At 59.9% G+C, this 23805-nt stretch carries 19 protein-coding genes and 1 tRNA gene; 5 read left to right on the forward strand and 15 right to left on the reverse strand.

What is annotated here, in order from left to right:
* Positions 1 to 47: 47 nt before the first annotated feature.
* Complete coding sequence (locus ACQUTG_RS13875) at positions 48 to 2111, reverse strand: FAD-dependent oxidoreductase (RefSeq protein WP_428919971.1); 2064 nt, start codon at positions 2109 to 2111, stop codon at positions 48 to 50.
* A gap of 138 nt (positions 2112 to 2249) precedes the next feature.
* Here ACQUTG_RS13875 and ACQUTG_RS13880 point away from each other — a divergent pair, with 138 nt between their 5' ends.
* A complete protein-coding gene (locus tag ACQUTG_RS13880) occupies positions 2250 to 3308 on the forward strand; it encodes an AraC family transcriptional regulator (RefSeq protein ID WP_428919972.1) in 1059 nt (352 codons plus the stop codon).
* A 206-nt stretch (positions 3309 to 3514) separates the two neighbouring features.
* Here the strand turns inward: ACQUTG_RS13880 and ACQUTG_RS13885 are convergent.
* Positions 3515 to 3591 (reverse strand) — tRNA-Asp (locus tag ACQUTG_RS13885).
* A gap of 132 nt (positions 3592 to 3723) precedes the next feature.
* Positions 3724 to 4755, reverse strand: coding sequence for an AraC family transcriptional regulator (locus tag ACQUTG_RS13890; RefSeq protein WP_428919973.1), 1032 nt, complete (start codon positions 4753 to 4755; stop codon positions 3724 to 3726).
* Between the two features lie 152 nt (positions 4756 to 4907).
* Between ACQUTG_RS13890 and ACQUTG_RS13895 the strand changes: the two genes are divergently transcribed.
* The gene (locus tag ACQUTG_RS13895; protein ID WP_428919974.1) at positions 4908 to 5783 is read left to right on the forward strand and encodes a MaoC family dehydratase; all 876 of its coding nucleotides are present in this window, start codon (positions 4908 to 4910) and stop codon (positions 5781 to 5783) included.
* On the opposite strand, the gene ACQUTG_RS13900 is transcribed toward ACQUTG_RS13895, so the two are convergent.
* The 3 genes from ACQUTG_RS13900 to ACQUTG_RS13910 are packed head-to-tail and all read right to left on the reverse strand — an operon-like array spanning position 5780 to position 10489.
* On the reverse strand, positions 5780 to 7369 hold the full coding sequence (locus ACQUTG_RS13900) for an ATP-binding response regulator (protein ID WP_428919975.1): 1590 nt from the start codon (positions 7367 to 7369) through the stop codon (positions 5780 to 5782). The genes ACQUTG_RS13895 and ACQUTG_RS13900 overlap by 4 nt on opposite strands.
* A gap of 51 nt (positions 7370 to 7420) precedes the next feature.
* Positions 7421 to 8041 (reverse strand): response regulator FixJ, encoded by a 621-nt coding sequence (gene fixJ, locus ACQUTG_RS13905; protein WP_428919976.1) that lies wholly within the window; start codon positions 8039 to 8041, stop codon positions 7421 to 7423.
* 39 nt (positions 8042 to 8080) lie between these two features.
* Positions 8081 to 10489 carry a Lon protease family protein gene (locus tag ACQUTG_RS13910; protein ID WP_428919977.1) on the reverse strand — a complete coding sequence of 803 codons (2409 nt, stop codon included), beginning with the start codon at positions 10487 to 10489 and terminating at the stop codon, positions 8081 to 8083.
* A 250-nt stretch (positions 10490 to 10739) separates the two neighbouring features.
* Here ACQUTG_RS13910 and ACQUTG_RS13915 point away from each other — a divergent pair, with 250 nt between their 5' ends.
* A complete protein-coding gene (locus ACQUTG_RS13915; protein ID WP_428919978.1) occupies positions 10740 to 11117 on the forward strand; it encodes a PilZ domain-containing protein in 378 nt (125 codons plus the stop codon).
* 12 nt (positions 11118 to 11129) lie between these two features.
* Here the strand turns inward: ACQUTG_RS13915 and ACQUTG_RS13920 are convergent, their stop codons facing one another.
* The 3 genes from ACQUTG_RS13920 to pncC all read right to left on the reverse strand — a co-directional run bounded on the left by ACQUTG_RS13920 (position 11130) and on the right by pncC (position 13380).
* The gene (locus ACQUTG_RS13920) at positions 11130 to 11591 is read right to left on the reverse strand and encodes a flavodoxin family protein (RefSeq protein ID WP_428919979.1); all 462 of its coding nucleotides are present in this window, start codon (positions 11589 to 11591) and stop codon (positions 11130 to 11132) included.
* A 26-nt stretch (positions 11592 to 11617) separates the two neighbouring features.
* Positions 11618 to 12664, reverse strand: a complete 1047-nt coding sequence (gene recA / locus ACQUTG_RS13925) for a recombinase RecA (protein WP_092004504.1) — start codon at positions 12662 to 12664, stop codon at positions 11618 to 11620.
* 176 nt (positions 12665 to 12840) lie between these two features.
* On the reverse strand, positions 12841 to 13380 hold the full coding sequence (gene pncC / locus ACQUTG_RS13930) for a nicotinamide-nucleotide amidase (RefSeq protein WP_428919980.1): 540 nt from the start codon (positions 13378 to 13380) through the stop codon (positions 12841 to 12843).
* A gap of 67 nt (positions 13381 to 13447) precedes the next feature.
* Here pncC and mutS point away from each other — a divergent pair, with 67 nt between their 5' ends.
* On the forward strand, positions 13448 to 16069 hold the full coding sequence (gene mutS / locus ACQUTG_RS13935; RefSeq protein ID WP_428919981.1) for a DNA mismatch repair protein MutS: 2622 nt from the start codon (positions 13448 to 13450) through the stop codon (positions 16067 to 16069).
* Positions 16070 to 16233: 164 nt separating this feature from the next.
* On the forward strand, positions 16234 to 16557 hold the full coding sequence (gene fdxA / locus ACQUTG_RS13940; RefSeq protein WP_239039160.1) for a ferredoxin FdxA: 324 nt from the start codon (positions 16234 to 16236) through the stop codon (positions 16555 to 16557).
* Between the two features lie 69 nt (positions 16558 to 16626).
* Here fdxA and ACQUTG_RS13945 read toward each other — a convergent pair whose 3' ends face one another.
* From ACQUTG_RS13945 to ACQUTG_RS13970, 6 genes are all read right to left on the reverse strand, one after another.
* The gene (locus ACQUTG_RS13945) at positions 16627 to 17256 is read right to left on the reverse strand and encodes a LysE family translocator (RefSeq protein WP_428919982.1); all 630 of its coding nucleotides are present in this window, start codon (positions 17254 to 17256) and stop codon (positions 16627 to 16629) included.
* A 27-nt stretch (positions 17257 to 17283) separates the two neighbouring features.
* On the reverse strand, positions 17284 to 18318 hold the full coding sequence (locus tag ACQUTG_RS13950; protein WP_428919983.1) for a hypothetical protein: 1035 nt from the start codon (positions 18316 to 18318) through the stop codon (positions 17284 to 17286).
* Between the two features lie 144 nt (positions 18319 to 18462).
* Positions 18463 to 19413 (reverse strand): DegV family protein, encoded by a 951-nt coding sequence (locus tag ACQUTG_RS13955; RefSeq protein ID WP_428919984.1) that lies wholly within the window; start codon positions 19411 to 19413, stop codon positions 18463 to 18465.
* A 108-nt stretch (positions 19414 to 19521) separates the two neighbouring features.
* Positions 19522 to 20355, reverse strand: coding sequence for a metal-dependent hydrolase (locus ACQUTG_RS13960; protein WP_428919985.1), 834 nt, complete (start codon positions 20353 to 20355; stop codon positions 19522 to 19524).
* Between the two features lie 250 nt (positions 20356 to 20605).
* Positions 20606 to 21982 (reverse strand): solute carrier family 23 protein, encoded by a 1377-nt coding sequence (locus tag ACQUTG_RS13965; protein ID WP_428919986.1) that lies wholly within the window; start codon positions 21980 to 21982, stop codon positions 20606 to 20608.
* A gap of 98 nt (positions 21983 to 22080) precedes the next feature.
* Positions 22081 to 23709 carry an acyl-CoA synthetase gene (locus tag ACQUTG_RS13970; RefSeq protein WP_428919987.1) on the reverse strand — a complete coding sequence of 543 codons (1629 nt, stop codon included), beginning with the start codon at positions 23707 to 23709 and terminating at the stop codon, positions 22081 to 22083.
* Positions 23710 to 23805 lie beyond the last annotated feature (96 nt).

The following is a 23805-nucleotide window of genomic DNA, read 5'->3' on the forward strand; positions in this document are numbered from 1 at the left end:
AGCCAGACAAATATCGATGGACAGATAAAAACTGCAACGTTTTGTGATCAGATTTCCGCGGCCAGCCGGCTGCCCTGATCGATGGCCCGCTTGGCATCAAGCTCGGCGGCCACATCGGCACCGCCAATGAGGTGCACCGGGATCTCGGCGGCTTCGACACCGGCCTGGAGTTCCCGCAGCGGTTCCTGGCCGGCACAGATAATGATTGTATCCACCGGCAGTACCCTGTCCTCACCTTGCTCGGCACCCTTCGGAGTCACGGTGATGTGCAGTCCGTCGTCATCGATCTTGCGATAGGACACCCCCGGAACCATCTGCACATGGCGGTTCTTCAGGGACGTCCGGTGAATCCAGCCCGTGGTCTTGCCCAGGTTCTTGCCCACCTTGGATGCCTTGCGCTGAAGCAGGTAAACCTCACGCGCAGGCTCCGGCACTTCCGGCGTCACTCCCTGGATACCACCGCGATGCTCGACGCTCAGATCAACGCCCCACTCTTTCATGAACTCGCCGGTGTCCAGCGACGCGGAGGCGCCCTGGTGCACGATGAACTCGGAGACGTCGAAACCGATGCCGCCGGCACCGATGACCGCCACCTTCCGGCCGACCGGCTTGCGTTCCAGCAACGCATCCAGGTAACCGATGACTTTCGGATGGTCAATACCCTCGATCTCCGGAGTCCGCGGCTCAACACCGGTGGCCAGGACCACTTCATCGAAACCTCCGGCTTTCAGGTCGTCGGCGCTGACACGGGTGTTCAGACGGACATCGACGCCGTGTTTGTCGAGCATCACCCGGAAGTAACGCAGGGTCTCATGGAACTCCTCTTTGCCGGGGATTTTCTTGGCGACATTGAACTGGCCACCGACTTCACTGCCGGCGTCAAACAGGGTGACCTTGTGACCCCGCTCGGCAGCCACGGTCGCAAACGCCAGACCGGCAGGGCCGGCGCCAACCACGGCGATGGACTTCGGATTGGCTGCCTTCACGTAGGTCAGCTCGGTTTCGTGACAGGCTCGGGGGTTGACCAGGCAGGAGGTCAGCTTGCCGCTGAAGGTATGATCCAGGCACGCCTGGTTGCAGCCGATGCAGGTGTTGATCTCGTCGGCACGGTCTTCCGCAGCCTTCAGCACCAGGTCCGCATCCGCCAGGAACGGACGGGCCATGGAAACCATGTCGGCATCCCCTTCGGCCAGGACCTTCTCCGCCACATCGGGCATGTTGATCCGGTTGGTGGTCACCAGCGGAATGCTCACTTCCCCCTTCAAACGGGCCGTGACCTTGGTAAATGCGCCACGGGGGACCGAGGTGGCGATCGTGGGCACCCGGGCCTCGTGCCAGCCGATGCCGGTGTTGATGATGGTAGCCCCCGCCTTCTCGATCTCCTTGGCCAGGTGGACCACCTCTTCCCAGGTGCTGCCATCCTCGATCAGATCCAGCATGGACAGGCGGTAGATGATGATGAAATTCTCACCGACCCGCTCCCGGACCCGGCGCACGATCTCGATCGGCAGGCGGATCCGGTTCTCGTAGCTGCCGCCCCAGCGATCTGTACGCTGGTTGGTGTGGGCAACGATGAACTGGTTGATGAAGTAACCCTCGGAGCCCATGATCTCGACGCCGTCATAGCCGGCCCGCTGGGCCAGTGCCGCGCAGTTCACATAGTCGTTGATCTGCTTCTCGATACCTTCCTCGTCCAGCTCCCTGGGCTTGAACGGGTTGATCGGTGCCTGGATCGGCGACGGCGCCACCAGAGCAGGCGAATAGGCATAGCGGCCGGCGTGGAGAATCTGCATGCAGATCTTGCCCTCGGCCTCGTGCACCGCCTCGGTGATCACCTTGTGCCGATCGGACTCTTCCTCGGTGCTCATCTTGGCCGCGTGCTGGAACACCGCGCCCTCTTCGTTGGGACCGATACCACCGGTGACAATCAGACCAACGCCGCCGCGGGCGCGATCGGCATAGAAAGCCGCCAGACGGTCAAATCCGTTTCTGGCTTCCTCCAGGCCTGTGTGCATGGAGCCCATCAGGGTGCGGTTCCGAAGACGGGTAAAGCCCAGATCCAGCGGTTCCAGAAGGTTCGGGTATTTCTGTGTGCCCGGTGTTGCGGTCATATTGATCTCCTCATATTGGCAGCCCGCGTAGTGGCCGTCTTTCGTTATACGGCACAAAGTAGCGACCTGGCTGTTTGCCCTCAATATCTTCAGAGAACTTTATGTTATCCTCAAATGACACCTGGCCAGGAATGACCCGTGAAAACACCCTCAAAACCGGAAAACCGCAACGCCCTCGGTGACATCAGCCTCCTGTATGTCTCAGTGCTGCTGCGCGCTGCAGCGGAAGAAGGAGCGGACGACGAGGCACTGGCCAGGCAATTCAATCTGGATGAGACCGCACTGGCCTCCCCGGAAGCCCGAATCAGCATCCCCCGCTTCATGCGGATGGGAGAGGCTGCCATCAGTCTGACCGGCAATCGGGCACTGGGGCTGCGAATGGGGGCTCTGTCCCGCCCGATCGACGCCGGCCTGGCCGGCCTGTCGGCAGAAACCGCACCAACCATCGGGCAGGCGCTGATGAGACTGGTGCGTTATTCCCGGCTGACCAGCCAGAACAGTCGCGGCCACCCGGGAGCCAACCCCGACAGGAAAGAGATCAGCTTCTATTCGATCCGCCCCTACAACCGGTTCAATTACTTCGTCGTGGACTCGGTGCTCGCGGCCTGGACCCAGCTGGCACGCACCCTGACCGGCCGCTATGACGTACTTGAGAGGGTGCGCATCGAATATCCCTCCATCGGCCTCGACGATCTCTTTGAAAGCTGGTTCCGTTGCCCGGTGGAATTCAGCGCCACAGATAACAGCCTTACGCTCAAGAACAGCGCCTGGCATCAACCGAGTAACCAGGCGCACCCGGCCATGCACGAGCAACTCTGCATGATGTGTGAACGCGAACTGGAAAGGATTAAACGGGGATGGAGCACCTCGGACCGGGTGCGGCACTTAATGACACCCCTGTTCCGTGGCGAAACCCCGGGACTGGAAACGGTTGCCGCCCGGCTCGGGACCTCGCCCTGGACATTGCAACGGCAACTGTCGGCAGAGGGCACCAACTTCCGGCTGCTACTGGATCAGACCCGACAACAGCTGGCACTGGACTATCTCAGGGAAACCAACAGCTCGCTGTCGGAAATTGCTTGGCTCCTGGGGTTTGCCAACCCACCGGCCTTTCACAAAGCCTACCAACGCTGGTTCGGGGTCAGCCCCGGCGAGCATCGCCGGCAAATGCGGACAAACAGAAATAACGGGGATTAACCGGATACGGAATCAGAGCTCCGTGGCGTCGTCGATAAATTCGCCATCATCGTCGAATTCATCCAGTCGGGTTTCCAGCAACTCTTCTTCGTAGTCAGACATGACTTTAACCTCGTGCGAACTTTAATCGCCAAGGTAAACGCTTCGTGTGACAGGACTATTTCAGAATCCGGAATGGATCAAAAGAAAGTAAGGGGGGAGAAAAATGGCGGAGCGGACGGGACTCGAACCCGCGACCCCCGGCGTGACAGGCCGGTATTCTAACCAACTGAACTACCGCTCCGCGTGGGCTATCACTTACGCCTCGAAAGGCTTGCAGCCCTCTGTGTGACTGCTCGGTGACAACGAGGGCGCATTATAAAGACGCCCCCGACCATGTCAACGTTTTTCCTGAAAAAAGTCCGAAAAAGTTTTCTTACATGGCATCGACCAGGGCGTCCTTACCCTGGGATGTCTTTCGATACTCGATCGGGGTCATGCCGGACCAGCGCTTGAACGCCCGATAGAAGGTGCTTGGCTCGGAGAAGCCGGTCAGGTAGACGATCTCGTCGATGGATTCGTCCGTGGTGGCCAGCAACTGCCGGGCCAGGCGATAGCGGAAATCCGCCAACACCTGGTTGAAACTGGTTTCGGCTTCGGTCAACCGGGTCCGGAGTGTCCGGGGTTTGATACCAAGGCGTTCGGCGACCGCATCGAGGGTCACTTCGCCACTGTCCAGAAGCTCGGCAACAATCCGCTCCACCTGCCCTACGATGTCCTTTTTCTCCAGGCGCGCAACCTGCTCGCTGGCAAACCGCTCATGGAGGTCCAGCAATTCCGGCTCGGCATGGGGTGAGGCGTGGGCCAGCAGCTTGGCGGGGAAATACAGCCGGTTCTCAGGGGCCCCGAAGACCACATCACAGCCCAGAACCTCCCGGGCGTGCTCCTGGCCTTCTTCCCTTTCATGTTCAAACTCGATGCGCGACGGATAGAAACTGTCATCGGTAACGGACCGGAAGAACGTAATCAGGCCCTGGACAAAGCACTCGTTGAAGTGCTTCAGACGACGAACAGCGTCGGATGCGGCGTCGAGCACCATACAGGCGTCATCGCCCTCGATGAAGAAATCGGTATTGGCCGCATCACTCAGCAGGCGCTGATAGTTCTGCGCGCGGCGAAGGCCCTCACCGAAGGTCGGGCTGCTGAGAAACAGGTACTCAAGCACCTGGCCCTTGTAAGCGGGCAGCAGCGGCCCGAGATGCAACCCGACATCGGGGTCGCCCGATACGTCTTCCACGGCTTGCCAGAAGTACAGCTGGGCACTGTGGGGCGTGCGCAACTGATCGGTGTATACGTAACTTTCATCCACGCCCAAACGACTGAAGATGGCATCGGTGTCGATACCCTTTTTCTTCATTGCCTCGTAGATCAGGCGTAACATCACTCCCGCGTCACGAAGTTCCTGCATATGATCCCGCTTTTATTTTTTATGGGTACTACCTTGACCGGCTGGACAACCGGCCGGGCTCGCCAAGTCAATGCCTGTTCTGGCCGGGTTTGCCAGACTCTAAGACCATCGTCTTATATTAGAGCATATCAGGCCACAAGGAGACCTGCACCATGCCAAACCCATTGATTTATCACCACACCCCGCCACCACTGTTCCCACTGTTCGCCAAGGCCGTGCTTCCGCAAAAGGCCGGCGCAGAAGGTAACCCTGAAATTCCGGCACTTGAAGCGCGTCTTCTGGGGGCGTCCACGATCACCCGCCAGTTGCCGGGCTACAAGAGGATCTGCGGGTTTAGTCAGCATACCCACGCTCCGATCACCTGGCCGCATATCCTGGCATTTCCGCTGCACCTGAAGCTGCTCACCGAGCCGGACTTCCCCCTGCCCCTGCTGGGCCTGGTGCATCTGCGCAATACCATTACACAACACCGCCCCATTGGTGAAGGCGAATCCCTGGACCTTACCGTGCGCCTGGGCAACCAGCAACGCACCGACCGCGGCATCGAATTCGACCTGATCACCGAGGCTCGCTCTGCCGGCGCCCTGGCCTGGGAGGAGACCAGCACCAACCTGTTCCGCCAGGCACGCAAGAACGACAAGCCGGCGGGGAAAACGGAGCGTCCGGAACTGGAGCGCTATCCGAACACCCTGAGCATCCAGGCATCGGAGTCGATTGGTCGGCAGTATGGCTCGGTTTCCGGTGACCGTAACCCGATTCACATGCATGCCCTGAGCGCAAAGGCATTCGGCTTTCCCAGGGCCATTGCCCACGGCATGTGGAGCAAAGCCCGGGCACTGGCATTGCTGGAGCAGCAAGAAGGATGGAGGGGCGGCGCAGTGAGGGTCAGCTGCCAGTTCAAGAAGCCCCTGTTCCTGCCGGGAACGGCGCAACTGAACTGGCAAACGGGGGAACAGGGCTGGGATTACCAGCTACTGAACAGCAAGGGCGATGCGCCCCACCTGAGCGGACGCATCGACTGGCTCTAGCTTTCGCTTTCTCTGGTGCTGTCCGGTGCCTTGCAGGGCTCGCCCTCTGCACCGGCGACCGGCAAGGTGAAGAAGAAGCGGGCGCCGCCATCCTCGGGGCGCTCGAAGCCGATTTCACCACCCTGGGCCTGGATCAGCGAGCGACAAGTCGCCAGCCCGATACCCATGCCCTCGTCCTTGGTGGTGTAAAACGGATGGAACAACTTCTCCTCGGCCTCCTCCGGCAGGCCGACCCCATGGTCTCTCACCTCGACCCGAACACAGCTGTTTCCGGCCAGACGCGCAGTGACCTCCACCGGCACCGAGGAATCCGCCGAGCGTGTTGCTTCGAGGGCGTTGCGGATCAGGTTCAGAGCCACCTGCTGCACCTGGATGGGATCAGCCATAACTTCAGGCAGGTTCTCGTCAACGGTGACCTCTATACCACCTTCATTGTTGCGCATGTCCACTTCCGCAAACTGGCGGGTATCTTCCAGCAGGGCGGGAACCGAAAGCACTTCCTTGCCGGTCGCCGGCTTCTTCATGAACCGACGGATCCGGCGGATGATCTCGCTGGCGCGATGGGACTGGGCCTCGATCTTGTCGAGGGTCTCCTGCAGCAGGGAATGGTCCGGGGATTCCTTGCCCATCATCCGCTTGGCAACCCGGGCATAATTGGTGATCGCCGTCAGCGGCTGATTCACCTCGTGGGCAAAGCCGGCGGCCATCTCACCCATGGTGGTCAGGCGCGAGGTATGGGCCAACTGATCGCGCTGTTCCTGAACAAGTTCCCGGGCCTCCTGAAGCTCCCTCTCGCTCTCAAGCTCCGCTGTGATATCCCGGAACACAACAACCGCCCCATGAAGCTCGTCGTTATCCAGTTTGGGCGTGGCACGGTACTCGGCCGGGAAACCGGAACCGTCCATGCGCAACATGCGTATGTCGCGCTGGCCTTCGGCCTCGCCCTGGCGGCAGGTCATCTGCACCGGCAGTCCGTCCGGGTTGTCGGACGCGGTGGCAAAATGGGTGTCAAAAAAGTTGCGACCGATCAGCTCGTCAACGGGAACACCTGCAATCTGGCCCGCAGCCGGGTTGGCGAACTCGATGACGCCGTTCTCGTCCAGTCCGTAGATACCCTCGCTGATGGAGTTGAGGATCCGCGCCTGGTCACCCTGCAGTTCCCGGTTGCGAGCCTGCAGTTCCCGCTCGAGCCGGATCACACGGGCATGGGTCTTGACCCGGGCAATGACTTCCTGGGACTGGAACGGCTTGGAGATGTAATCGGCCCCGCCGAGATTGAAACCCTTGACCTTGGCCTGCAAGTCATCGAGTGCGGACAGGAAAACCACGGCACAATCGGCCGTCTGGGGATCGGCCTTAAGGCGCTGGCACACCTCGTAACCATCCATTTCGGGCATCATGATGTCCAGCAGGATCACTTCCGGCTGATGCCGGTGGGCAAGGTCCAGCGCTTTTTCACCTTCGTTGGCAATGAGCAGCCGGTAGCCTTTGTCTTTCAGGGTTTCGTAGAGGACTTTCAGGTTCTGCGGGTTGTCATCAACCAGCAGAACCGTCACCTCGGAGTTCTCGCAGACAGCTTCAGTCATACAAACGTGGCCGGTTAGAAACGTCCGGCTATCATGCCGGTGCCACCCGGCTTAGTCGATAAGGTCCTTTACGGACAAGACCATACGAACCAGATGGGCCAGGGAGTGGGTGCCCATTTTATGCATGACCCGGGAACGATGGATCTCCACAGTGCGCTGGCTGATCTCCAGTTCGATGGCGATCACCTTGTTGGCCTGACCGGCAATCATACGGTCCATGATTTCGTGCTCCCGCGGGGTCAGACTCTTGATGCGACGGATGATTTCCTGCTTCTCGTCAAGGGTCTTGCGCTGCTCGAGATCCTGCTCCAGGGCGGCTTCGATCTTCTCCAGCAGGGCTTCCTCGCGGTAGGGCTTCTGGATGAAGTCCACTGCGCCCTCTTTCATGGCATCAACTGCCATGGGAACATCACCGTGACCGGTGACAAATATGATCGGCAGGATCGAGTGCTTCTCGTTCAGCTTCTTCTGCAGCTCCATGCCATCCATTCCGGGCATCCGGATATCCAGCACGATACAGCCGGCCATCTGGTCGGAATAATCCTTGAGAAAGGCGTTGGCGCTCTCGTAGGTTTTCACCGGCTTACTGTCGGATTTCAACAGTAGCTCCAGCGAATCCCGCACCGCCTCGTCATCCTCCACTACGTATACCGTCTGCTGGATATCAGTCATGGGTGTATTCTCTCCTGTCCGCTTTCTTGTCGTTTCCGGTCAGTGAATTGACGGATCCTTATGTTCTTCTTTCGCGTGCTCCTGGCGCTCGTGTTCACGCATTTTTTCAAGCCGTTGCTGGATAATGCCAAAAACACTCTGCTTCGGGTACCGGCCCTTCTTGTCGGGCTTGCCCGCCGGGCGGCCCAGCAGCAAGGCGATGGCCTCCTCCACGTGGGATACGGCGTAGACCGCAAATTTGTCTTCCCGGACGGCCCGGACCACTTCGCTGTCGAGCATCAGATTCTGGACGTTGGTGGCGGGAACGACCACGCCCTGGGTCCCCGTAAGCCCGCCTTTCAGTTGGCAGGTGGCAAAGAAACCCTCGACCTTCTCGTTCACGCCACCGATGGGCTGCACCTCTCCGAACTGGTTGACCGAGCCGGTAATGGCCAGGTCCTGGCGCACGGGCACACCGGAGAGCGATGACACCAGCGCACACAGTTCCGCCAGCGATGCGCTATCGCCCTCCACCTCACCATAGTTCTGCTCAAAGGTGAGGCTGGCCGAGAGGTGCATCGGGTCCTCCACGGCAAACCGGGAGGACAACCAGGAGGTGAGAATCATCACGCCCTTGGAATGGATGTTGCCACCGAGCTTCACATCACGCTCGATATCCATGACACCGCCATCTCCATAGTAGCAGGTCGCGGTCACCCTGTTGGAAAGACCAAACTCGAAGCCACCGGTGGACAATACGGACAAGGCGTTGACCTGGCCCACGCAAGTGCCCACGGTGGTGACGAGGGTGGAGCCATCGCGGATCGAATCGTAGAACTGGTCCCGGATCCGGCTGCTGCGGTACCGGGCACTTTCCAGGGCCCGCTCCACGTGAACCTCGGTGATCAGCCGGGCCTTGGCCTGGCGGGCCCAGAAATCCGACTCGCGCAGGAGGTTGGCGATGTCGGCTGCATGAAGAGACAGACGGTTCTGGTGCTCCGCCATGCGTGCGCTGTGCTCGATAATCCGGGCTACTGCCTTGTTGGAACAATGCAGCAGATTCTTTTCCACCACCAGGCTGGCGATGAACTTGGCGTACAGCAACTGGCTGTCGTCGGTACGGTACATCTCGTTCTCGAAGTCCGCCGTCACCCGGAACAGTTCGGCGAACTCGGAATCATATTCCTGCAGCAGCAACCAGGTTTCCCGATCCCCGAACAGCACAATCTTCACGTCCAGCGGCACTGCCTCGGGCTCGATGGAAATGGTTCCGGACAGCGTCATTTCCCGCTCCAGGGAATTGATCTGCAAAGCGCGTGAGCGCAGCGCCCGCTTCAGGCCGTCCCATACAAAGGGCTGCTCGAGGACCTTGATGGCGTCCATCAGCAGGTAACCCCCGTTGGCACGGTGCAGGCTGCCCGGTCGGATCAGCGAAAAGTCGGTGAACACGGTGCCCTTGTACGTGACATTCTCCACGTAGCCGAACAGGTTGTGATAGGTGGGATTGTCCTCGACCACCACCGGCACCTCATTGGTTTTCTGGTGCACCAGCAGATTGATCAGGTAACGCCGGGGCATTTTCTTGTCCAGGGAAGCGTAGGCGATGGCTGCCTGCTCGTCGTTATCTTCGAGAAAGATGTCCAGGTTTTCCACCAGATCGGCGCGCACTGCCTCCAGGTAACCGACCACATCGGGCAGATCCTTGTACTTTTCGATGAGCTCATCAATCTGGTGACCGGAAATACCCTCCAGGGTCTCCTGGTTCAGCGCCTGCTGCTTTTCGGCGTACTCCTGCTCCCAGTCGGCAATCCTGCGCAGAGCCTGGCGGAGTCTTTTCTCGAGCCTGTTGATGGAATCCTCGAACTTGTCCCGCTGTTCTTCGGTCAGCGCCTGGAAGGTCTCCGCGGTGTGAGGCTCTTCACCGTTCATCGCAACCAGACGATAGCCACCGGGCGTCGAGACCGTCAGGCGCACCTTCTTGCGCTTGGCCTGGGTGGCCACTTTCTCGAGTTCCTCTTCCTGCTTTTGCGCGTATTCATTCTTCAGCTGTTCGGACCGCTCCAGGAAGCTGTCACTGTCAAAGGTCTGGGGAATCACCTTGACCAGGCGCGACATCAGCTTTTCCATGTCCTGCTTGAGCTGGGTGCCCTTGCCCCCCGGCAACTGCAACAGTTTTGGCACCCGGGGCTCTTCGAAATTGGCAACATAGCACCAGTCATGGCTCTGCTGCTCGGTATCCACATGATGCTCCAGGTAGCGAAGCATCATGGTGCGCTTACCCAGCCCGTTACGCCCGACCGCATAGACGTTGTACCCGCCGTGAGGCATTGCCAGCGCAAACCGGACGGCTTCCTGTGCGCGGTTTTGGCCGACAATCTCCGCCAGGGGTTCCAGCTGCCGGGTGGTCTTGAAGGGCAGGTCTTTCAGTACGCAGGCCTTGTACAGCTGATGCAGAGGCAGTGACTTCAATGTGTGGTCCTGTAACAGTCAGAATGCATTGGTGATTTATCGTCTTTCTTTGGCCGCCCATTGTAGATTCTGCGGGCCGCCATGTCGCGTTTCAGCCAAAGTTTTAGCGGTCAGGGTCTCGGCGGGTTTTGTTAAACAGCGCACAAAACCACAGCTGGTCATTTTTCAGCCGCCGATCCCGGCACTAAACTTCTTCACCCGGCCATGGTTCAGGCCAGTACAAGACAAGAAACGCAATGGATGCCCAGTTATGACACATGATTCCGCTGATCGCAGAATCAAGGATCGCTATCCGGCTTCGTGCCTGAGAGTGCAATTGCAGGAGCGCGGCTTCTTTGGCCGAAGCAGGAATGTCATCGCGGTTAGCTGTCTTGATCTCAATCGCTACGGCATGGCGGTGCTATGCCCCCGGCCAATGGCTCCCGGCGCGCGACTGTTTCTCGACCTGCAGGGGAAATACATCAGTGAGTCGCGGGTCGACGCACGGGTGGTGGATTGCCAGCCGTTCCAGGCCGGATACCGGGTCAGCGTCCAGTTCAGTTATTGCCTTAACAAAAAAGGCTATTCACGGGCCATGGACAACGCCCTGTCCCGCATCGAAGGCTTCTACAACCGGCTCGCCGGCTAACCGGACGGTGCCCTAGATCAGCCCCGCATCCAGGCTGGCCGCCACGTACATGCCCAGCTCTCGGCACTGCTCCTCGAATTCATCCCGGTATTCCCCGCGACAGATCAGTGGATCCTGGACGAGTTTCCAGCGCAGGCCCGTGGTAATACTCTCGATGGCGCGATGGGTGCCGGTGCCGTCGTGGCCGGCGCGGATGTAATAGGCAAAGGGCAAGCCCTGGGTTTTCTCGATACAGGGATAGTAACTGCGGTCAAAAAAGTCTTTCAACGCGCCACTCATGTAGCCCAGATTCTCAGTGGTACCCAGGATGATGGCGTCACAGGCGAGGATGTCATCGGGACCGGCCTCCAGCGGTGGTTTGACCACCACTTCGACCGCCTCGATGTCTTCGTGGCGGGCGCCGTTCTCGACAGCGTCCCGTAAACGGAGGGTATTCGGGGAAGGTGTGTGGGCAACAATGAGCAGTCGCTTCATGGCATCCTCCCCCGACAAACGGAACCTTAGAGCAGTTCCCCGTTGGCTTCCGCCGGCGCTTCAGCGGCCGCTTCTTTCTTTTCCGGCTTGGGCATCAGCTTGTCCCGGACCTTGGCCTCGATCTCGTTGGCAATATCCATATTCTCCTCCAGGAACTTGCAGGCATTCGCCTTGCCCTGGCCGATCTTGTCGCCGTTGTAGGAATACCAGGCACCGGACTTGTCCACGAAGCCTTCCTTGACGCCCATATCCAGCACTTCGGCCATGTGGTAGATACCCTTGCCGTACATGATCTGGAACTCGGCTTGCTTGAACGGCGGCGATACCTTGTTCTTCACGACCTTGACGCGGGTCTCGTTACCGACCACTTCATCGCCCTCTTTCACGGAGCCGATGCGGCGGATGTCCAGGCGCACGGAGGAGTAGAATTTCAGGGCATTACCGCCGGTCGTGGTTTCCGGGGAACCGAACATGACGCCGATCTTCATGCGGATCTGGTTGATGAAGATCATCAGGCAGTTGGCGTGCTTCACGTTACCCGTCAGTTTCCGCAGCGCCTGGGACATCAGTCGCGCCTGCAGGCCAACGTGGCTGTCGCCCATTTCCCCCTCGATTTCCGCTTTCGGCGTCAGGGCCGCTACGGAGTCAACGATGATGACGTCAACGGCGTTGGAGCGGACCAGCATGTCCGCGATTTCCAGGGCCTGTTCCCCGGTGTCCGGCTGGGACACCAGCAGGTCGTCGACGTTGACACCCAGTTTTTCGGCATAGACCGGATCCAGGGCATGCTCGGCATCCACAAAGGCACAGGTTTTGCCGGCCTTCTGGGCTTCAGCAATCACCTGCAGGGTGAGCGTGGTCTTACCCGAACTCTCCGGACCGTAGATCTCGCAGATTCGACCGTAAGGAAGACCACCAATACCCAGAGCCACGTCCAGCCCCAGGGAGCCGGTAGACACCGCAGGAATGGCTTCACGGGGTTGATCCCCCATCTTCATGACGGCGCCCTTGCCGAACTGGCGCTCAATCTGGCTCAGTGCTGCGCTAAGTGCTTTCTTGCGGTTGTCTTCCATCGGTGCAAAACCCCTTGTCGACTGGGCTGCCAAGTCATTCCAAGGTATTGGCAGCGGAATCCGGAAGGGAAACCGCTGTGTTCATCCAGCAGATTCCCTGTATATTTGAACAGTATTAAAACACAAGCGAACGGGGAGACCAACCCCTCATCCCGTGAACCTGATCAAGAAAATTGTCACGCCCCCTCAAGGAAGCTGGTAACTGCCTGCAATGCAAACAAAACCGACTGTCGGCGCACCTCATCCCGGTCACCGTCGAAGTGTTTGACCACGGCCTCGGTCTGGTCCTGACCGCTGCCCCAGGCAAACCAGACCGTCCCCACCGGCTTGTCGGGACTGCCACCACCCGGGCCTGCCACACCGCTGATCGCCACGGCCACATCCACCCCGGCAGCCTGAACGGCTCCGGCCACCATCTGGCGGACAACCGGCTCACTGACAGCGCCATGCTGCTCCAGAGTTTCCGCCGACACCCCGAGCAGGGCCTGTTTGGCGCCGTTGCTGTAAGTCACCAGACCAGCCATCACATAGGCGGAGGAACCCGGGCGATCGGTGAGCACCTTGGCCACCCAGCCGCCGGTACAGCTCTCTGCCGTAGCAATGGTGCGTCCCTGCTCCTTCAACAGTTCGCCCAGGCGATCGCCGGCCTGTTCGAGTTCCTGATCGCTTGCCACTATGATCCGCTCCTTCCATAAGTGGGGATACAAACCCTTCATTTCATCGCCGCCGTTATTTTCTTACAATTCACGGCTTCATCCAAAAGCAAGGCAACCGGACCCATCCATGTCAGTAGCCCAGACCGATCTCTCCAAGCACACCCCGATGATGCAGCAGTACCTGAAAATCAAGGGCGAGCATCCCAATGAGCTGGTGTTCTACCGCATGGGGGATTTCTACGAGCTGTTCTATGAAGACGCCCGGAAGGCCGCTGAATTCCTGGACATCACCCTGACCGCCCGCGGCCAGTCCGGTGGCAACCCGATTCCCATGGCCGGTGTGCCGTTTCATTCTGCCGAGAGTTACATTGCCCGTCTGGTCCGGGCGGGTCAATCCATCGCCATCTGTGAACAGATTGGCGATCCGGCGACCAGCAAGGGACCGGTGGAGCGGCAGGTGGTCCGGATCGTCACGCCCGGTACACTGAGCGACGATGCCTTTCTCGAGGATCGGCGCGACAACCTGCTGGTGGCCATCTACAGCCACCGGGAGCAGTTCGGGTTTGCCTCCCTGGATATTTCCAGCGGGCGTTTTGCGGTCTCGGAACTGGACGGGCTGGAAGCACTCCAGGGCGAGCTGCAACGCCTTCGCCCGGCGGAAATCCTGATCAGCGAGGACTTTCCCTACGGCGAGATCCTCGAAGGTTTCACCGGCATCCGACGACAGGGTCCCTGGCTGTTCGAAGGGGACACGGCACACCGGGTGATTACCCAGCAGCTGCAGGTTCGCGACCTCACCGGTTTCGGCTGTGAAGACCTGCACCTGGCCATCTGCGCCGCCGGGTGCCTGCTGCAATACGCGAAAGAAACCCAGCGTACCGCCCTGCCCCACATCCGCAAACTGACCCGGGAGCGCCGGGAAGAGGCGGTGATCCTCGACGCCACCAGCCGCCGCAACCTGGAAATCGACACCAACTTGATGGGCGGCCACCAGCATACCCTGGCCTGGGTGATGGACCGCTCCGCCACCGCCATGGGGGGCCGCGAGCTGCGCCGCTGGCTGAACCGCCCCCTCCGGGACGTGGACGTGGTCCGCCAGCGTCAGCAGGCGGTCTCTGCCCTGCTCGACGGCTTCCATTACGAACCGGTCCATGACCTGCTCAAGCAGGTGGGCGACATTGAACGGGTGCTGGCCCGGGTGGCGCTGAGATCTGCACGCCCCAGGGACCTGGCACGACTCCGGGATGCTTTCCAGACCCTGCCGGAACTCCAGGAATCCCTGAAACCGGTGAACTCCCACCACGTGGTCAAGCTGGCCACCATCATCGGTGAGTATCCGGAGCTGGCCGACCTGCTGGAACGGGCCGTCATCGACAATCCACCGGTGGTGATCCGGGACGGCGGCGTTATCCGGGAAGGCTTTGACGAGGAACTGGACGAACTGCGCAACATCAGCGAAAACGCTGGCCAGTACCTGCTGGATGTGGAGACCCGGGAAAAGGAACGCACCGGCATCAGCACTCTGAAAGTGGGTTACAACCGGGTTCATGGGTACTACATCGAGATCAGCCGGGCGCAATCGGACCAGGCACCGGCGGACTACATCCGCCGGCAGACCCTGAAAAACGCCGAGCGTTTCATCACCCCGGAACTGAAGGAATTCGAGGACAAGGCCCTGAGCGCCAAGAGCCGGGCACTGGCTCGGGAAAAGGCGCTGTACGATGAGGTCCTCGAAAGCGTCGCCGAGCAGCTGGCGCCGCTGCAGGATGCCGCCCAGGCCCTGTCGGAGCTGGATGTTTTGAGCAACTTCGCCGAACGGGCAACCTCCCTGCGTTTTGCCGCTCCCGAGTTCACGGACCAACCAGGTTTTGACATCGAGGAAGGCCGCCACCCGGTGGTCGAGCAGCTGCTGGACGAACCGTTTGTGCCCAACGATCTGTTGATGGACGCCAAGCGCCGAATGCTGGTCATTACCGGCCCGAACATGGGCGGTAAGTCCACCTATATGCGTCAGGCGGCCCTGATTGCACTGCTCGCCTACACCGGCAGCTTCGTTCCCGCCAACCGGGCGGTGCTCGGGCCGGTGGATCGGATTTTCACCCGCATGGGCTCCTCCGATGACATCGCCGGCGGCCGCTCCACGTTCATGGTGGAAATGACTGAAACCGCCAACATTCTGCACAACGCCACCGAGCACAGCCTGGTGCTGATGGACGAGGTGGGTCGGGGTACCAGCACTTTTGACGGCCTGTCCCTGGCCTGGGCTACCGCCGAGCACCTGGCGAAGAACATCCGCTGCTATACCCTCTTCGCAACCCACTACTTCGAACTGACCCAGCTGGCCGATGATCTGGAGCATGCGGTCAACGTGCACCTGACCGCCACCGAACACGACGACAGCATCGTGTTCCTGCACAACGTTCATGATGGCCCGGCAAGCCAGAGCTACGGCCTCCAGGTCGCCCAACTGGCGGGCGTTCCCCAGGATGTCATCCGCAACGCCAAGGCGCAGCTGACCCATCTCGAGGGCAGCGCGACACCCAGCGCCCCGATGACTGACCGGGTACCGGAGCCACCCCAAACCGGGGCCAGGCAGACGGTAAGCGAACCCGTGCTCCAGGGCGATATGTTTGCCAGCCTCGAGCCCAGCGCCGTGGAACAAGCACTCAGGAAGCTGGACCTCGATGACCTGACGCCACGAGAAGCCCTGAACCGGCTTTACGAGCTGCGGGATATAATGGATAAATAACGGGAAAATTGCGCGGAAATGACCTATGTAATAAGGATATAGCAGGCGAAAGCTTGCCCCCTCAGGGACCGCTCCCTACAATATCGCGCACTAAAATATAAGGTAGGGGCTCGCACTATCCGGCTCCTGATGAGACTGAACACTCGACGACCAGGGATCTGACTATGGCTTTTATCGTTACTGATAACTGCATCAAGTGCAAATACACGGACTGCGTGGAAGTCTGCCCCGTGGACTGCTTCTATGAAGGCCCGAACTTTCTGGTAATTGACCCGGACGAGTGCATCGACTGTGCACTGTGTGAGCCCGAGTGCCCGGCCGAAGCGATCTTCTCCGAGGACGAGCTGCCGGCGGATCAGGAGCAGTTCGTGGAGATCAACGCCGAGCTGGCCGCCAAGTGGCCGAACATCACCGAGAAGAAAGATCCGCTGCCGGATGCCGAGGAATGGGACGGCAAGCCCAACAAACTGCAATACCTGGAGCGCTGAGTTCCGGTTGCGGATCAGAAAGGGAAGCTGAGGCTTCCCTTTTTTATTGGTCGGTCGCTGACGCTCTGCTCAGGTAGTCGCGAGCTTTGCGCCCATGGCCACGAAGAACCCGCCAGTGAGGGTATTGAGTGCCCGGCCAAGTCGGGCACTGGCACGCAGATAACGAAAGGTGGCCACGATCCAGGCCAGCCCGCATTGCCACACCATGGCCAGCACAAAGTGCAGGGCCGCCAGCACCAGCGACTGCTGGAAGGCGTTACCGGCCGGATCCACGAACTGGGGAAGCAACGCCATATAGAACAGCGCCGTCTTGGGATTCAGGACGTTTGACAGCAGCCCCTCCCGCAATGACACGGCCATACTGACGGTTCGCGCTTCCCGAACCTGGACCGGGGCGGCTTCCACCCTGCCCCGGAACGCCTGGCGCAGGGAACCGATGCCAAGCCACACCAGGTACAGAGCACCGAGCCACTTCAGCGCGTTAAAGGCCCACGCCGTCTCGACCAACAGGATGGAAATACCCAGCGCGGAGAGTGTGGCGTGGATGAACAGGCCGCTACAGATACCCACGCTGGTGACGCAACCGTCTTTCAGACCCCCCCGACCGGTATTACGCAACACCAGCAAGGTGTCCACACCCGGCGTAATGGTCAACAAGGTTATGGCAATCAGATAGGTCCAGATCAGGTCAGGAAACACGCTACCCCCAGTTACCGGGGGCTTATCCTAGTCTTCCCCGGTCAGCAATTTCTTCGCCGCCGCAGAACGATAGAATGAGGAAAGTCTGCGCCGGACAAGGGCCTCAAGATAGCCCTCTTCCCGCAGAACGTCCATAACCGGAATCCCGTAGGCTTCGATTTCCGTGCGAATCACCTCGCGGGTCACCCCCACATCATTCAGCAGGTCCGTCACCGGCCGGTCGCCATACTTGGCGAACAGGTGCTCCACTACAGCCCGGGCACAGCCTTCAAAATAACCAGTCCTGCGGAACTCCAACCAGAATTCATAGCCAAGGACCACGAACTCCTGCAACTCGACATCGCCCAGCCCTTCGCGGAGCTCGGCGATGGTCTTGTCTTCCACCGCCACCCAGGCGGCCATCACGCTGTCCCGGAGTTCGTCATCGCTGAGCGCCCGGTGCAGGAATGCTTCGCTGCGGGCGATCAGGCCGGGCAGGCTGTCCGCGAGCCAGGCCTTGATCCGCCGTTCAAAAGTCTCATCCAGGCCCGGCACCGCCCGGTTGGCCACCTTCTTACCAAACTTCATCATGGAGCCCACCCCGGGCACGGAGCGGGCAATCAGGTTGTCTTCGTACAGGTAATTGACCAGCCCGTGATAGACCACATTGGACACCAGTTCCTGGTAGACCGGATGGGCCATGATCTCGCTGATGACCCGTTCCCGCTGCTGGCGCAGCTCAAGAGCCTCCTCCAGGAATCCGGTGGCCTGCTCCCGGGAGATGATTTCCCCCAGTGTGGTTTCGGCCTGGACCGGCGAGTTCATGACCTCCGTCGCCATCTCGGCCGCCAGCTCGGGGATGCCGGCATCCAGTTCCATGTCGACGACGACGCGCTCGATCACGCCCATCACCTGATCAATACTGGCTACCCGGTTCAGGGTGATCCGTCCGGCATGGTCGAGCAGCTCGTCCAGCTCCCGCTCCAGGAATTTCTTCAGCTTCGCCCCCTTCAGGGCGGCCATCTCATGGCGGACATGCTCTTCGTACAGCCGGTCGGCCAGAGTGCCAGCGGACTTGGTCATGGTAGGTTCAATCCTTGTGGGCGATGGAAACAGCAACCCCGAGGCTAACACGAAGCCGGCATCCGGGGGTTTGCCCAAATTACGGAATCACGGATGCGGACAGGCCAAGCAGCTGAGGAAGCATCGACAGGCCCGTGCCCGCAGTTACTGGAAATCGTTGAAGGTATGAGGGTCTGCCGCCAGGGCGAGACACAGACTGCCCGGACCGACATAGATGCTGCTGGTGATCCCCATCTGGGACAGCAGCAACTCGACGCCATTACGCTCACAGGCCTCCCGCAACCGGTTCAGACCGGGCAGATCTTCGATTTCAGTCCAGGTCAGGCCGCAGGACAGACTGACGTAGGGCGTCAGCAGGCCTGCATCGACCCGCGCCGCCGCGTAGTTCATGACCTTCTCCACGGCCACGTCAAAGTTCCGGGTTTTCGCTACCGGCTGACCCTCGGCGCCCTGCCCGAAAATCACCGGCGTGATGTTGAGTGCCTTGCCCAGGAAAGCGACAAGGGCCGAGATGCTCTTGTCGCCACGGCGGCGGGCACGCTCGCGGATGTAGTGCAGATCCCTGGGGATAACACAGGTATAGATCTTGTCGGTGAAGGACTCCACCTCATGGCGCAGGGCGTTCTTGGAGAGTTTCTGACCGATCAGTCTCAGGGTATGAGCGGCAAGCAGCCCCTGGCCGGCAAAGATCTGCTTGCTGTCGATCACCCGCATGGAGAACTTGCCCTCCCGGCCGGCGGCAGCCCGGGCCTTCTCGTAGTTGGCCAGGACACTGTTCATCGCCTTGGTGGCGTTCTCAAAAATCAGGCTGCGGCTGCGGGTGACGGTTTCACAGATGGCCACGTCGAACTGGGTGACGATTTTCTCCATGAACAGATCATGGATCTGCTCCTCGGTGAAGGCCTGGGTCTCGGCATGATGCCCTTTCTGCAGCAGCCCGCTCTGGTAAAACTCCTGGGTGCGCACCGGGTCGTGTTCGTCGATGTAGGTTTGGCCGTCGATGACAGCAGTCACGGGGAGGATAAAGAGGTCGTGCTTGCGACTGAACTCATAGGGCAGATCACACGCGGAATCGACGATCAAACCTACTCGCATGGTGAGACTCTCCAGCTGCGGGCCATTCCTCAACGGGAACGCCCTTTATTTTGTCGTTATTTTGAGTCGCCAAGTTTTACATAAGCGGGGTGGAATTTCAGTACCCGCTCAGCTCGGTGCATCCAGACCTTCCAACTCCTGCAGATTCTCGTCGAGCAGCCGCCGGTTATCCTGTTGCCAGGGGTGGAAGTCCTTGCGCAGGTAGGCCAGGAACTCGGGCAGGCACTGGCGGATGACCCCCGGCTTCCCCCACAGGAAATTCAGCCCACCCAGCCAGGTTCGAACGCTCCAGAGCTTGCCATCGGTACGCAGCAGGCTGCAGGTATTCAGAAAGGTGTACTTGCAGAAATTCCAGGTCACGAACAGGAACACGATCCGGCGCAGGCGCTCATTGCCCACACAGGCCCGGTAGACATCGAATGCGACCGACTTGTGCTCTGTTTCCTCGATGGCATGCCAGCGCCACAGCTGCTTCATGGCGGGCGTGGCGCCCTCCATCCACTCCGGGTTCTTCAGGATGGCATTGGCCAGGACCGCCGTGTAGTGCTCGGCGCCACAGGTGCCCGCCAGCTGCCGGCTCGGGGGCAAATTGCCGACCCACTCCATGTGCTTCAGGAAGCGCTGGTCAATTGCATCAATGTCATAGCCCCGGGCCTTAAGCGCCTCGTTGTAGTTCTTGTGCTCGCGACTGTGCAGCGCCTCCTGGCCGATAAAGCCCCTGATCTCCTGCTTGAGCTTGGGATCCTCAATCCTGTCGCGGTAAAGCCTCACGGCATTGATGAACTGCTGCTCGCCATCGGGAAACTGGAGCGACAACGCATTGAAAAAGGCGGTGCGGAAGGCGTCATTGCCATGCCAGAAGGATTTCAGGTCCTCGCTGACATCGAAATGGATGTGCCGGGGTGAGACAGACACCCCTTCCGGGGTCGAGCTGACTGACATGGTGGCCTCCTGTTGTCGGTAATGTTTTTGTTATGCAATCAACAACGGACAAAACGTAACCAGAGACTCAGTTTAAACCCGATCACAAAACCGAAGGAAGGCACCCAGCGAAAATAACTGACACTTTGTCATTAAATGACAATGTCGCCGATAGCGGGAAGGAACAAAAAAGGGAGGTATGGCCAGGCCGATACCTCCCAAGGACACACAGAGGGGAAGACTGCCTCCGCGATGCACGGAGGCAGCCGGTTCAGTGTTCTTCTGCCGCGCGAACGCCCGGGGCTTCGGGGTCTGCGGTAAAGCCAAGCAGCTTGGTACGCTCGATCAGGAAATACAGCACCGCGCCGGTCGCCAGGCCCCAGCCTGCGCCATAGACCGCCAGCACCACACCCATGGTGCCCGCGATACCGCGCTCGGTGTTGTTCTCCAGCTGCTCCAGACCAACCATCAGGCAGATATAACCGGTCAGCAACAGGGTCAGGGACAAGGCGATGGGCAGTACCGGCTGGAAGAAACTCACCAGTGGCAGGATAAACAGGGCAATGAAACCGGTAATCCAGAAGGTGCCGCCACCGCTGTAGATGGAGTCCATGGCATTGCGGCCGTACTTATAGCGCTCGGCCATAGTGGCGGTCACTGCCGTCCAGATAGGGCCTGCCAGGCCGGGATAAGGCGCAAAGAAGGCGTGGCCACCATTCCGGAGCGCGGTTACAAGGTGTACCCGATCAATGCTGTTGTCGATATCTTCGTCTTTGCGCAGGTGGTCGACACGGCTCATCAGGGACTGACCCACCACGATGTCACCGAAAGCAATAACGTAGGCAATCACAGCGGTCGGAATGGCGTACAGGAACACGCTGGAATCCGGGAAACCAACCGCAAACGGCAGATAATTCCACAGCTCGTCAAATGCCGGCTTGGTGATGCCCCACTCAACTTCAGGTACCGCGTACTCGCCAGTGACAAAGCCCACTATGATCGCAACCACCATGCCCGGCACCATGCCGTAGTTGGCGATCTTGCGGGCGATTGAATTGCTTTCTACAAAGCCCTTGAACGACACGGAGAACATCAGGTACAGGCACACCAGGCCACCAATGATCAGAGAGATCGGGGTATTAGCAAGACGCCCGCCAGCCTCGATTTCACCCATCAGGGCCGCAATACCGGCACCGATGATGATCCCGCCTTTCATGGACCGGGGAATCAGCTCCACCAGCTTGCTGCCCAGACGGGTAATGCCCAGAACCAGGAAGATAATGAACACCAGGAATTGCAGCGCAAACAATGCCTGGATGGCTTCGGGGCCCGGCTCATAATCGCCGAGGAACAACAGCACCACGGGAATACCCGGGGTAATCCAGCCCGGTACCAGCGGCACTCCCAGAAGCGCCGGAAGCATGAAACCGACACCACAGATGACCACGTAGGCCAGCGCCACGTCGTAGGGCACGCCAAGGTATTTCTCAAGCAGGGGAATCATTGCCAGGCTGACCACGAACATGATCAGGGCCTGGACCATTTCCGCGAATTCCCAGCGGTAATGGACAAACGGAAGGCGGATCTTGAAGGGGCCAGCGGGCCAATACGGCTGCTCTTCGCCGTTCTTTCGATGGCACATTTGCATAAAAAGGTCTCCGGCCCCACGCGGGCGGCGTGTGCCTGATGGTGTTGTTTTTGTGGTAACGTACCGACTGCGCCGGGCTGGCGCAGCCGGTCAGAGGATTAGTCCAGCTCTTTGGCCTGATCCCGCAGCACGAACTTCTGGATCTTGCCCGTGGAGGTCTTGGGCAGCTCCGTGAAGACGACCGTTTTCGGCACCTTGAAGCGGGCCAGATGCTCGCGGCAGAAGGTGATAATGTCCTCTTCGCTGACCTCGCCAGCTTCCGGCTTCAGGGTAATGAAGGCGCAGGGAGTCTCGCCCCACTTCTCGTCCGGACGGGCAACCACCGCCGCTTCCAGCACGGCCGGATGGCGGTACAGGGTATCTTCCACCTCGATGGTGGAGATGTTCTCACCACCGGAAATAATGATGTCCTTGAGGCGGTCCTTGATTTCCAGGTAACCGTCCTCGTGCCAGACCGCCAGGTCACCGGTGTGGAACCAGCCACCACGGAAGGCCTCTTCGGTGGCGCTCGGGTTCTTCAGGTAGCCCTTCATCACGGTATTGCCGCGCAGGAAGATCTCACCGATGGTCTTGCCGTCTTTGGGCACAGGTTCCATGGTGTTGGGATCACCGACCATGGTGCCGGCCAGGGTATGGTAGCGAACGCCCTGGCGTGCCTTTTTCCGGGCACGGTCATGCAGCGGAAGCTCATCCCACTCGGATTTCCAGGCACACACGGTCACCGGGCCGTACACTTCGGTCAGACCGTAAACGTGGGTCACCTTGATACCCATTTCCTCGACCGCCCCGATCACCTGGGCGGGGGGCGCCGCACCGGCGGTCATGGATTTCACTTCGTGATCGATCCCGGCCTTGGCCGCTGCCGGCGCATTGAGCAGCGCGTTCAGAACGATCGGCGCACCGCACATGTGGGTGACCTGGTGATCGCGGATCAGCTGCAGGATCTTCTCCGGGTCGACCCGGCGCAGGCAAACGTGGGTGCCAGCCATGGCGGTAACGGTCCAGGGGAAACACCAGCCGTTGCAATGGAACATCGGGAGGGTCCACAGATAGACCGGATGCATGTCCATGGACCAGACGGCCTGGTTGCCCAACGCATTGAGGTAGGCGCCGCGGTGGTGATAGACCACGCCCTTGGGGTTGCCGGTGGTACCGGAGGTGTAGTTCAGGGAAACCGCGTCCCACTCATTTTCGGGGAAGCTCCACTGGAACTGCGGGTCACCCTCCTGCAGGAACGCCTCGTAATCAAGGTCGCTGACCTGCACGCCTTCACCATACTCCGGGTCATCCACATCAATGACCAGCGGCTTGTGCTCCAGGTGACGGACAGCATCCTTGATGACCTGACCGAACTCGCGATCGGCAATCACTACCTTGGCTTCTCCATGCTCGAGCATGAAGGCGATGGCGTCGGCGTCCAGGCGCACGTTCAGGGTATTGAGCACGGCGCCGATCATGGGCACACCGAAGTGGCATTCCACCATCGCGGGGATATTCGGCAGCATCACGGCGACGGTATCGCCACGACCGATCCCTCGCCCCTGCAGGGCCGAGGCCAGGCGACGGCAGCGCTCGTAGGTTTGTGCCCAGTTGTAACGGATCGCGCCGTGAATGATGGCCGGGTACTCCGGATAAACACTCGCGGTACGCTCGATGAAATCAATCGGCGACTGAACGGCGTAGTTGGCATCGACGGGCGCCAGGCCCTGGTCAAAAATCGAGGTCATGACGGGTTCCTCTTGAAGCTCTGTTGTTCTTATGGCGTATTCAGGAAAATCGCTAATCTGGCTATAATTCACGCTGGTCAAAATGGTATTTGATGT

The sequence above is a fragment of the Marinobacter sp. DUT-1 genome (assembly GCF_050379415.1).
Lineage (GTDB): Bacteria > Pseudomonadota > Gammaproteobacteria > Pseudomonadales > Oleiphilaceae > Marinobacter.